The organism is uncultured Campylobacter sp., assembly GCF_938030685.1.
GTDB lineage: Bacteria > Campylobacterota > Campylobacteria > Campylobacterales > Campylobacteraceae > Campylobacter_B.
Window position 1 is genome coordinate 1 of sequence record NZ_CALHHX010000016.1, and the last position, 11,687, is coordinate 11,687.

Sequence of the window (11,687 nt, forward strand, 5' to 3'; positions counted from 1 at the left end):
AGCGCTCGCTCATCAAATTTATCGCATTGGTGCAGATCCGCCCTATCACGCCCGCACGCCCCGCATGCACTGCGGCAACCACGCCGCGCTGCTCGTCCGCGATCAAAACGGGCGAACAGTCCGCTACCAGTACGCACAGCGCCACGCCGTGCAGATCGGTCACAAGCCCGTCGCAGGGCGGGATTTCATCGCTACCTGCGCGTAAAATTTCAACGCGGTTTGAGTGGATTTGGCGCATAAATTTTAAATTTCGAGGCGCGATGCCGAACGCAGCGGCTAAAATTTCGCGGTTTTGCGCGACGTTTTGCGGATCGTCGCCTACGTGATCTCCTAAATTTAGGCTTGCGTAGGCTCCGCCACTTACGCCGCCAAGCCGCGTGCTAAAGCCCGCTAGCACGCCGTGTCCGTCCAATACAAACTCAAGATTTTCTCTGCAAATTTCGATTTTAGCCATCACGCGCCGCTTAATACAGGCTCAAAATTTTATCTACCGCGTCCCACGAAAGCCCCTCTTTTTCGCCCTCAGCGTTCATATCGCACGCCGCGACAGTGCCGCAACTGGCGGGCCGTCCGCCGGCAAAGCCCAGCTGAGCCGCGACGTATCGCGCTAGCAGATCAGTCTCAATATTAACGCGACGCCCGATTTTGTAGGTCCCAAAGAGCGTATCTTTGAGCGTGAGAGGGATGATCGTAAGGCGAATGGCGCAGCTTTGCGCTTTGCTCTTTAAATTTGCGCCTAAGGAGTTTGGTTCGCGAATGGAATTTGAGCTGCTGAAATTTTGCCCGTGCAAGCTTGCACCGCTGAAATTCGCGCCGCGCGGCTCTTTATGAGTAAAATTTCCGCCCTCAAGTACTTCGTTAATCGTTAGACTCACGCCGTCGATCGCTACCGAGCCTTTCGGCGCTAGCAGCGGCGCTATATGTAGCGGCGCGCGGATGAAAAAATCTATGCCGCTTGCAAGCTTTGAAATTTTATAAATTTCGCCCACGGCATCGACGTGTCCTTGGATCAAATGCCCGTCTATGCGCTCGCCTAGGCGCATCGCAGGCTCGATATGCACAGGGCCGCGCAGGTTTTGCATGGCGATGGCGCTCGCCGTCTCGCTAGAAAGCTGTACCGCAAATCCATCCGCAAAAAGCCGCGTCACGCTCAGGCATGCGCCGTTTACCGCGACGCTATCGCCGAGCGCGGGGCGGTATCTCGCGCGCAATCGCAGCAAATCGCCGCTAAAGCTCGCAACCTGCGCGATCTCTCTGATCAGTCCGTTAAACATTATGAGCCTTTGGAATTTTTACGTGATATTAGCGTAGAATTTTAAAAATTTAAAGTTAAGCGAAGCTCGGCGAGCACAAAGCCCGCCGAATGAAGTTTGAAATTATTTTTTAGAAACGATGAAATCGGCTAGCGCTTCGATCGATTCGTCGTTGAGCGAAGCTGCTTGACCTTTCATAACGCCCATCATACCGAATTTTCCCTTGCCTTCGCCCAGAGTGCCGTCTTTGTAGCCTTTTAGGCTAGCGATGATATCTTCCTTGCTTAGGGTGTTTAGCGCAGGTACTTTGCCGCCAAGATAAGGCTTCTCGGCGTTGGCTCCATGACAGGCCACGCATTTTTTATATAAAGTAGCGCCGTCAGCGGCGAATACACTCGAACTAAACGCCGCCAACGCAGCACATGCAATAAGAACTTTTTTCATTCCTATCCTTTCTTTTTAAATTGTGGGTGCAGTATAATCAAAATTTAGTAAATTTCGGCTAAATTTTTGCAATTTGCGCTAAAGAGGCGAAATTCTATCTACTGCAAACTTTAGCGTAGAGGCTCAAAGCGGAATTTATGCTGTAAAATTTTAAGCGAATTTCGCCTTGCCACTTAAATTTCAATCGTAAAATTTCGCGGCGAAATTCTACGGCGGAATTTCATCTAGACGTCAAATTCCATCGCGAAATTTCGCGTAGAATTTTAAAATTTAGCCACTTTACTTTATGCGCGACATTTCGCCTCTTTGCATCTTATAAATTTTATCTGCGGCGCCGAAGTATTTATCATCGTGCGAGATCGCAAAGATCGTGTATCCGCGCGATTTCAGCTCCGGCAAAATCCGCTCGTAAAACTCCGCGCGAAACTGCGGATCGAGATCGGCCGCAAACTCATCGAGCATCAAAAATTTTCGCCCGTCCATCAGCACGCTTACGAGCGCCAAACGCTTGCGCTGCCCGCTAGATAGGCTCGTGGTGCTAAATTTAGCCCCCTTTAGCTCAACCTTATCCTGCAGGTGCGTGAGCGCGAGCCACTCGCGCGCGATGTCCGCATCGCCCGTAGCGTAGTCGAAGAGATAAAAATCGCTGAAAACCGCGCTTATGTTGTTGCTGTAGGCGCGCAGATCAGAGGGTTTAAGGGCCGCGCCGTCGGCTAAAATTTCGCCCGTTTGCGGCGTATAAAGACCCGCTAAAATCATAAAAAGCGTCGATTTTCCGCTGCCGTTTTCGCCGATTAAAAACACCGTCTCGCCCGCATTTAGCTGCAAGCTTACCCCTTTTATGCCGAATTTCCCGCCCGGATACGAAAAGCCCACGTCCTTAAGCTCCAGGCTGCGCCACGGCTGCATTTGCGCAAGCTCAAAGCCCTGCACGAACGGGTCTAAATTTAACTCTTTGATCTTTGCGTAGGCGATCTTGGCGCGCAACACGCTAGGAAGCGAGAATATGAGCATCATCAAAGGCGCACGCAAAAAAAGCACCGTAAGCGCGATCGTTACGGCGTTTGCAAGCTCCGCTTTGCCGCCGCTAAGCCCAAAATAAAGCACAAAGCCCACCGCGCCAAGCATCATCACGTTCATAAAATTACTCGCAAACGCGCCGTAAACCTCGGCTCGCAGCGAGCTTTGGCGCAAATTTTGCGCATTAGGCAAAAAGTCGTTTTCATATAGGCTTTTTGCTTTGGCTAGGCTTAGCGACAGCTCCTTGTGCCCCTCGATCGCCGCGGCGTAGTTTTTGTACAAAACGTCCTCGTTTTGGCGGTACAGATCGTAATTTTGCATGACTTTTTTCATCAAAAAGCGGTTGAAAATCATCAGTGCGCCTATCCAGACGAATAAAAACGCAAACATCATAGGCGCGATGTATAGCACGTAGATACCGCAAAATAGCACGATCATCGCGCCTTGGATGAGCTCGGAAATGCGCATAAAGCCTTCGGTCAGGCGCGAAATATCGCTAGAAAGGGACGCAAGCAGGTTCGCCTTCGACGCAGCCTCGATACGCTCGAACTTCGTATCGATGATCTGCTTGATGATCTTGGTGCGCAGATCGAATACGAAGTCGTTTTCCATCTTGCAAAGCATGATGCGGCTTAGCACCGAAAGCAGCAGAAATAGCGCCAAGAGCGCGAAAAATAGCGCGATGATGCGCCCGCCTCTTTCGGTGCCGTCAAGTAGATATTTATTGATAAAGCTTAAAATCAAGATCCCTGAGCCGCTGTAAATCGCGTTTAGCGCGAGCATCGCGAGGATTTGTTTAGTATATTTTTTCATCTTTTGTCCCAATGAAATTTGAGCGCAATTGTGGCAAAATTCGCTTGAAAAAACGGTTAAATTTTAAATCCGTTCTCATTTCGCAAATAAAATTTTACCCGAACTGCGTAAAATTCTGCCGAAAATTTATCCACTTTTGGCGCGCCAGGAGCGATAAGCCCTATCTGTGTTTACGCCCCTGACAGAAATTAGCAGATAGGATTAAATTTGACGGATTGCAAAATTTTGAATCAAATTTAAAAACCTAAAGTGGCAGAGCGCAAAATTTTAACTATATTTTTAAATTTTATAAGCTTTGTCGGCTCTGCTAAAATCCAAATTTAACTCTAGACATCGCCCTTTTTGTTGCGCTCCGTGATAAATTTAGCTAATAAATTTATCTCCAATTTACTCACTTCAAATAGCGCTGTTATTTTCTTCTCGGCTAGGTCTAAATTTTTGTTGCAAACGACTTTGAAATATCTGCGCAGCTCTGCGTAATCATTTGGATCGCTGATCATAAAATTACAAAACAAGCCGTTTTTGCCCTGTAAAAATATCATATCAAAAACGCTATCAATGCCCTTGCCAAAATGAAAAATGATCTGCGGCAAAAGCACTACGCAGATCGTCGCTAAAATTATAAAAATAGATGTCGCTACGGGCAGCACTACAAACATCGCCGCCATGATAACGACAAGAAATATTACGCCTGTTTTACCGCCGACGCTATCTAGCCCGTAATGTATCGGAAGCGCATAGGATACTGTTTTGTGAAGCTTTCGTATTTGACGCGGCATAATTTCCGCAAAAATTTCGCCGTCAATTATCTTGACGATTTTATCGTTGTAAAAATAGACATAAGCGTTTCTATAGAAATTCATATCGAATTTTCTTCTGCTTATGACGAGCAAAAAGTATAATGAAATTTTAAACATATCGGAGTTGCCGCCAAAAAATACGTTTCTTAAAATTCCGAAAGCCATTAATGCAAACATCAAAATAATCGAAATTTTTATGACCTGATTAGTTTCGTCTTTGATGACTAGCGGCTCTTTGTCGTAGTCTCTTGCAAATTTTCTCAGGCTTAAATTTAACTCATCCTGCATGCTTATTCCTATTTTGTTTGCGTAGTCAAATCTACTACGGCTTTCTCACGTCAGACGCGCAGCTTATTTCAAGCCAAAATTTTGTTTGATGTAGATGTGCAAAATATCGATCGCGGCGGGCGTTACGCCGCTGATCTCGCTCGCGGCAAACAGCGTCGGCGGCGCAAAGCGATTTAGCTTCTGCACGATCTCGTTGCTAAGCCCTCCGATCTTGCTAAAATCGATCTGCGGCGGGATCGCGACGCCAAGCAGCCCCTTCATCCTCTCGACCTCGGCGCGCTGCATCGCGATGTAGAAATGATACTTGCACTGCGTTAAAATTTCATCCAAAACCTCATCGCTAAAGCCCTCAAAATGCGGCGCCAGAGCAAGCAGTCCCGCCTTTGAAAAACCGCTTTGAGAGGCGATTTTTTGTAAACTACAGCTTTGCGAAATAGGCTCCGCGCCAATGCTTTGCAGCAGGCTAAGCGTCTGTTTTGAAGGGGTAATCTGCGTTTTTAGCAAAAATTCCATTCCGCTTTCCACATCGAGCTTAAGCTTACGCGCCCTCTCGTAGCTCGCCTCGTCTAAAAGTCCGATCTCGCGGCCGTATTCGCTTAGGCGCAGCACGGCGTTGCCCTCGCGCAGCAGCAGGCGAAATTCCGCGCGCGAAGTAAACATTCGGTAGGGCTCGTTCGTGCCCTTGGTGACGAGATCATCGATCAAAACGCCGATATACGCCTCATCTCTGCGCAAAATCAGAGGCTGCCGCCCGCGCAAATCAAGCACGGCGTTGATGCCCGCCATCAGCCCCTGTGCAGCGGCCTCCTCGTAGCCGGTGGTGCCGTTGATCTGACCTGCCAAAAACAGTCCGCGGATCTTTTTGGTCTCAAGGCTGTGTTTAAGCTCGGTAGGATCGATAAAATCGTACTCGATCGCATAGCCCGGGCGGACGATTTTTGCATTTTCAAAGCCTCTGATCGTGCGCAAAAACGCAATCTGTACGTCGTAAGGAAGGCTCGTAGAGAGGCCGTTTACGTAATACTCCGTAGCCTCGCGCGTCTGTGGCTCGACGAAGACGTGGTGGCGGTCGCGATTTGGAAATTCATAAATTTTAGTCTCTATGCTCGGGCAGTAGCGCGGGCCCGTGCTTGAAATTTGTCCCGTAAACATCGGCGCGCGGGCGAAATTTTCGCGGATGATCTCGTGCGTGCGCTCGTTCGTATAAGCGATGAAGCAGGCAAGCTGCTTCGGCGCAAAATTTTTGCTGCGAAAGCTAAAAGCGCACGGATCGGCGTCGCCGTCTTGGCACTCAAGCACGCTAAAATCGATCGTCTTAGCATCGATCCTTGGGCAGGTGCCCGTCTTTAGCCGCCCCATTTGCAGACCCAGACTTCGCAGCGATTCGGCAAGCTCGACGCTCGCTAGCTCGCCCACGCGCCCCGCTTGCAGCTTGTTTTCGCCCACGTGAATTAGCCCGTTTAAAAAAGTACCGGCGGTGATTATCAGATGTTTTGTTTCATAAACATTGCCAAGATGGGTCTTAACGCCGCAAATGCGCTGCTCGCCGCCTTGCTCGCAGGTTAAAATTTCGCTCGCGATTTCCTGGCTTACATCCAACCCCTGCGTGTTTAGCAGCAAATTTCGCATATAGATGCGGTATTTGTCCATATCGATCTGAGCACGCGAGCCGCGCACGGCGGGGCCCTTGCTCTCGTTTAAAATTCTAAACTGCAGCCCGCACGCATCCGCCGCAAGCCCCATCTGACCGCCCAGCGCGTCGATCTCCTTTACCAGATGCCCCTTCGCAAGGCCGCCTATTGCGGGGTTACAGCTCGCAGCGCCGATCTGCTCGGCCAAGATCGTAATTAGCAGCGTCTTTGCGCCCATTTTTGCGGCGGCTAAGCTTGCCTCGATACCCGCGTGCCCGCCGCCCACAACGATAACGTCGTATTTCATTTTTTGCCTTTAAATTTAAAGCCGCAATTTTAGCCAAAATAAAATTTCAAAACGATAAATCGCGCGCAGATACCATGGGTAGCGGCTCGCTATGTATTTTTCATACGCGTAAAATTTTACCGCGCCGCAACTTTGAAGCGATTTTAATTTGCACCGCCGCATAAGCAGCATGCGGACGAGCCGTCCGTAAAAATCGCGGCGCAAAATCGGCGGAGGGCGTGAAATTCCGCGTAAATTTTTAGCGCAAAATTCCTACGCCAAATTTCGCGTGCGAGCTTTGCTTTAAATTTCGCATTGTATAATTACGCATTTTTTTCAAAAAGGCTAAGTATTGATAGACAAATTTTATATTTCCGAGCTGAAAGATCGCGTGATAGGCGGCTGCGAGATTGCAAAGCAGCAGGCGCTAAATCTGGCGCGATGCGAGGATTTAGGCGCGCTTTTTGCGGCGGCGGATGAGATCAGGCGCGAGTTTTGCGGCGATAAATTTAATCTCTGCACGATCATAAACGTAAAATCGGGGCGCTGTAGCGAGGACTGCAAATACTGCGCGCAGTCGGCGCATTTTAACACGGGCTGCGAGACTTACGGAATTTTGGGCGAGCAGCAGGTGCTAAGCGCCGCGCTTGCAAACGAAACCGAGCAGACGCACCGCTTCTCGCTCGTCGCCAGCGGGCGCGGGATTTCTCAAAAAAGCTCCGATCTGAGAGCATACTGCGCGATCTATGAGCGGCTGCGAAGCGAAACGCGGCTGCATCTGTGCGCCTCGCTGGGAATCGCCTCAAAGCCCGCGCTGGCGCTGCTTAAAGCTAGCGGCGTGCAGACCTATCATCACAATCTCGAGACTTCGCGAAAATTTTATCCGCAGATCTGCACGACGCACAGCTACGACGATCGCATCCAAACTATCGAGAATTGTCGCGCCGTGGGGCTTGACGTATGTAGCGGCGGGATTTTCGGGCTGGGCGAGGGCATGGAGGATCGCATCGATATGGCGCTGCAGCTGCGAGAGCTGGGCGTTAGCTCCGTGCCGATCAATATCCTGACTCCGATTAAAGGCACTCCGCTGCAAAACGCCGCGCCGCTAGCACACGATGAAATTTTAAAATCGATCGCGATCTACCGCTTCATCTTGCCGCGCGCGTATCTGCGCTTCGCAGGCGGCAGGCGGAATTTAGGCGAGCATGTGCGCACGGCGCTTGGATGCGGCATCAACTCGGCGCTTACGGGCAATTTCCTGACCACCACCGGCGATAGCATTGCAAGCGACAAGGCGCTTGTGGCGCAGTGCGGATTCGACCTCGCAAAGGGCGCGGATTAGCGGCGGTCGGGAATTAAAAATAAAATTTAAGAGGCTGCTATGAAGTTAAAATTTTTCCCTGCCTTGATTTTAGTCGTGTTGCTTTGCGGCTGCTCGCTGCTCTCGCGAGACGACTAGGAGGCTTCATTCTTAGCGGATGCGAGCAGATGCGACGTCGCAAGCCCGCTAAGCAAGGAGCAGCCAAACCGTTGCGCGAAGCGGCAAAAGATTGATGCCGAAGTCGCGCGAAAGGCGCAAGAGCAAACGGCGGCGCAAGATACGCTTAATTCATTTAAGGCGAATAGCGCACAAGCCCAGCAAAGAGCGCAAGATCGATATATCTCCGAGCAGCGAAGCCTAATGCAGCAGCAAGCGCAGCAGCAACTGGAGCAGATGCAGCAGCGACAAAATATGCGAAATTTACAAAACGAACAAAACTGGAATCGGCTGCGCAATCTGGAAAATATAAGCAGCGGCGGGATTTAGCCGTGAATTTTACAATTTGATCTAAATTTTAATTCGCGCGACTTTAATTCTAGATCAATTAACCTCGATAAAAATATGATGAAATTTTAATCAACATATTACAAAAACAAATGAGGTCTTAAATTTCAAGGGCAGGCAGCTGGATGATAGAAAATTTTAATTGATTTTAAGTGATGAAATGGTGACCCACAGGAGATTTGAACTCCTGTTACCGGCGTGAGAGGCCAGCGTCCTAACCACTAGACGAGTGGGCCGCGAAATTGAAAATGGGATAATAGCGAAGTGTATATAAATTTTGGATTAAATTATATATTTTCTGCAAAAATAACGCAAAATAAAATTTTCGCCGAAAACTTAAAGCTTTTTGGCATAGCCGTAAATCTTGGTGCTCTAGAGAGTCCGATATGCCGCCCATTCTAGATGGCACATAAATAAGTTCCGTCGTTGCAGCCATAAGCCAAATCGATATCATAAAAGCTTGTTGCGCATTGCTATCTGCATCAAAAACGCTAATAATTTAATCGCGCTGATTCAAAGCAAACGATAAAGAAGTCAAATTTAGCATAGCTTTTATTTGGCTTCTAGGCTTTTTAGATACTCATATACTCTTTTGTCCTTGTTTTTCCTTGCCCAATCCGATGGAGTTACGCTTTGGTTATGAGAACATCTAGCTTTTGGATCGGCGCCTCTTTCTACTAGATATTTTACGATTTCTAGACTATGAGAACTTGCCGCATAATTTACCATGGAGCAGCCATCCCTATCCTTTGCTTTAAAATTTCCGCCGTATTTTTCTAAAAGCTTTACGAGCCTAAAACTCTTCTCATCGTCGTGTTGGCTTCCGAATACGCTCATCATCATTGCGCTATCAGTCAGTCTTTTTGCGCACTCTAGCATCGCGCTAAGCGAATTTTCGCTACCTAACATTACCGCCATTTCGATGGGGGTGGTATTTTCATGACCTTTAAAATTCGGATCGCCGCCCATTTCGCAGTATTTTTTAGCATCTTCGGCGTTGTCTGAATATGCCGTTTTGTGAAGCAACGTTTGTATCTCATCTATACTCAAACTCTCTTCAGTCTTAGGCGTAACGAAAAAGTTTTTGTCGTAAATCTCCTTTAATGAATTTGTGCCGTAGTATTTACCCGGCTCGTCTTTAAAAATCAAATTTATACCATTTAAATCCGTAAGTTCTATAGAGTCGTTTGTTTTTAAATTTATTATCTTGTTAAAGTTAAAAACTAAATCATCCTTTTTAACCCCGCTATCAAAGATGAAAAAGTGGCTAAACTCGTAAGGAAATTCGTTTTTGTATTCAGGGTTTGACGCCGGATTTATCCTAGAATCGCCAATTTCTATCTTATCGTGCCCCCATCTTTTGCCGAATATAAATATATTTGTACCCCAGCTTTTTGAAACTTTATCATCATTCTCGCCCATTACGAAAATATCGTTTCCCCATGGGTCTTCCACATCGCTTCTGCCGCCCGTCAAAATATAGACGTTGTTATTTCCGGGGCAAACTATAGAGTGCCTCGTATCGCTTTCGGCTATAATGATTTCGTCTGCGTTTTGGTTGCAGCGAGAATTTATATCCCAATATATGGTTTTGCTAAAATTTAAACTCACGTCTTCTAATACGGTGGTATCAAATCCTTGCGTCACTAAAATCTTTTTAGGAAAATATCCTTTCGCTTGCCCGTCTTTGATAAATTTTTCCAAGCTTTGAAAGTCGGTTATATTGCCTCCAAAACAGCTGCCGACCGCCAAAAACAATATAACGATAAATCTCATACTCGCTCCTCTTTTCGAGATAAAATCTTAAAAATTATACAAAATTTGTAAGCAAAATTTACTAAAAACAGCTCAATTTAAAAACCAAAAATAAACGTTTTTAATGCTTATAGTAATGGCATTTGGATAGTTATAAATTTAAGCTACTCCGCTGCTTTTAAATTTAAAAAGTTAAATCCATTTTAAACACAATTTGCGTAAAATCCCATTTCAAAAACGTATTACGCGAGCGGCGGCGGCAAAGTAAAATTTGCGGTAACTACGGCGTTAAATTAAAAGCACTCGTAACAGCGGAACTAAATAAAATTCGCGGCAGTAGCCCAAGAATGAGATATTCGGCGGCATGCTGGGCTTAAATCATTCACAGCGACGTAAAGTACGAAGTATGCGCGGCGGCGTAAAATTAAAATTCGCACCGGCTAAATTTAAAGCCCGCGTGGCGATAATCAAAGCGGCGCTCGCATCGCAGCAAGCCGGGCATTAAAATTTAAGGGGATGAATATGAATAAAGCTTTTCAAAGAGCGAAGCTGCAAGGCGCGCTCGGTGCACTCTGTCTACTGATCGCGAGCGCGACGTATTTTCTAAGCGACGAGGTCGTGTATTCGGAAATAGTTCGAGTATTGGCGTGGCTCTTTGCCTTCACATTCTTTCACTACGCGCTTGCAAACATCCAAAATATCACGGGCTCTCAGGTCTTTACGATCTTCAAATATACCTACAATATCGCGGTTTTAGTGCTGCTAGGTTACGTAGCCGTTTATCTATTCGGCAAAACCTATCACGATCAATTGCTAGCATTTGAGCCGTTTTTAGTGCTTGCGATAAAGGTCGTTTGGATAATTATAAATTTTAAGTTGCGTGCCGCCACGGGATGCGGGCTTTTCGCCGTATACGCCGCGCTGCTAATCGCGGGCGCCGGCGCAAATATCCTCTACGGCATGCTTCAAGTACTAGCTCCCGAGCTTATAACGGCTAGCGTCGTAAAATACATGGCGCTAGCGAATTTAATCTTAAAGCCGTTGACGCCCGCGGTACTGCTTCTTGCGTGGCTTAATATAAAAAACCCCGCCGAAGCAAAGGGTCTATGGAACCAGGCGCAGAGATAAAATTTACCCGCGTTTATACTCGCGCGGAGTTTAAATTTAGACTGCATTTGAGCGCCTGAAAAGATAAAATTTCATTCTGCCCGCGCTGTTTGTCAAAGACGCAGTCGCGTCAAAACCCGCTCACTGTTCGTCTGCGCAGTACAAGCCATGAGCCGTATCGGCGCGATCCTCGACAAAATTTAATAAATTTCGCGCCATACGACTATAAGCCCGCTTCGCCGCACTCGTAGCCGAAAATTTTAATCCCGGTGTCGCTCTGCTCGTAGCGCAGCGCGGGGATTTTTTGCAGTAGATCTTTTAGCTTCGCTAGATCGTTTTTTCGCCCGCCGTCGAAGGCTCGCGGCACCCACACCCACGCGATCTCGTCGTATGCAAACGAACCCACCGTAAAGCTAGCCCGCTTTGAGCCCGCCTCCCATTTGGAGGAGTTTTTGATCGCGTAGA

The 11,687-nt window shown here is 47.6% G+C and carries 11 protein-coding genes and 1 tRNA gene; 3 read left to right on the forward strand and 9 right to left on the reverse strand.

The window, feature by feature from the left end:
• The 6 genes from Q0369_RS00800 to mnmG all read right to left on the reverse strand — a co-directional run.
• Positions 1-454: polyphenol oxidase family protein (locus Q0369_RS00800; RefSeq protein ID WP_298094678.1), on the reverse strand; the 454-nt coding region annotated here is incomplete at its 3' end.
• A 10-nt stretch (positions 455-464) separates the two neighbouring features.
• Complete coding sequence (locus Q0369_RS00805; RefSeq protein ID WP_298094682.1) at positions 465-1,274, reverse strand: riboflavin synthase; 810 nt, start codon at positions 1,272-1,274, stop codon at positions 465-467.
• 102 nt (positions 1,275-1,376) lie between these two features.
• On the reverse strand, positions 1,377-1,697 hold the full coding sequence (locus Q0369_RS00810) for a c-type cytochrome (protein ID WP_005872020.1): 321 nt from the start codon (positions 1,695-1,697) through the stop codon (positions 1,377-1,379).
• Between the two features lie 279 nt (positions 1,698-1,976).
• A complete protein-coding gene (locus Q0369_RS00815) occupies positions 1,977-3,530 on the reverse strand; it encodes an ATP-binding cassette domain-containing protein (RefSeq protein WP_298094686.1) in 1,554 nt (517 codons plus the stop codon).
• 326 nt (positions 3,531-3,856) lie between these two features.
• Positions 3,857-4,618 carry a hypothetical protein gene (locus Q0369_RS00820; protein ID WP_298094688.1) on the reverse strand — a complete coding sequence of 254 codons (762 nt, stop codon included), beginning with the start codon at positions 4,616-4,618 and terminating at the stop codon, positions 3,857-3,859.
• A gap of 63 nt (positions 4,619-4,681) precedes the next feature.
• Positions 4,682-6,556, reverse strand: a complete 1,875-nt coding sequence (gene mnmG, locus Q0369_RS00825; RefSeq protein ID WP_298094690.1) for a tRNA uridine-5-carboxymethylaminomethyl(34) synthesis enzyme MnmG — start codon at positions 6,554-6,556, stop codon at positions 4,682-4,684.
• 331 nt (positions 6,557-6,887) lie between these two features.
• Here mnmG and bioB point away from each other — a divergent pair, with 331 nt between their 5' ends.
• Positions 6,888-7,877 (forward strand): biotin synthase BioB, encoded by a 990-nt coding sequence (bioB, locus tag Q0369_RS00830; protein WP_298094693.1) that lies wholly within the window; start codon positions 6,888-6,890, stop codon positions 7,875-7,877.
• A gap of 339 nt (positions 7,878-8,216) precedes the next feature.
• The gene (locus tag Q0369_RS00835) at positions 8,217-8,342 is read left to right on the forward strand and encodes a hypothetical protein (RefSeq protein WP_298094696.1); all 126 of its coding nucleotides are present in this window, start codon (positions 8,217-8,219) and stop codon (positions 8,340-8,342) included.
• A gap of 179 nt (positions 8,343-8,521) precedes the next feature.
• On the opposite strand, the gene Q0369_RS00840 is transcribed toward Q0369_RS00835, so the two are convergent.
• Positions 8,522-8,596, reverse strand: a tRNA-Glu gene (locus Q0369_RS00840).
• A 316-nt stretch (positions 8,597-8,912) separates the two neighbouring features.
• Positions 8,913-10,136 carry an ankyrin repeat domain-containing protein gene (locus Q0369_RS00845; RefSeq protein WP_298094699.1) on the reverse strand — a complete coding sequence of 408 codons (1,224 nt, stop codon included), beginning with the start codon at positions 10,134-10,136 and terminating at the stop codon, positions 8,913-8,915.
• A 501-nt stretch (positions 10,137-10,637) separates the two neighbouring features.
• Here Q0369_RS00845 and Q0369_RS00850 point away from each other — a divergent pair.
• A complete protein-coding gene (locus Q0369_RS00850) occupies positions 10,638-11,243 on the forward strand; it encodes a hypothetical protein (RefSeq protein ID WP_298094702.1) in 606 nt (201 codons plus the stop codon).
• A gap of 202 nt (positions 11,244-11,445) precedes the next feature.
• Here Q0369_RS00850 and Q0369_RS00855 read toward each other — a convergent pair.
• Positions 11,446-11,687, reverse strand: a 242-nt coding sequence (locus Q0369_RS00855) for a hypothetical protein (protein ID WP_298094705.1), incomplete at its 5' end; no start/stop codon positions are given.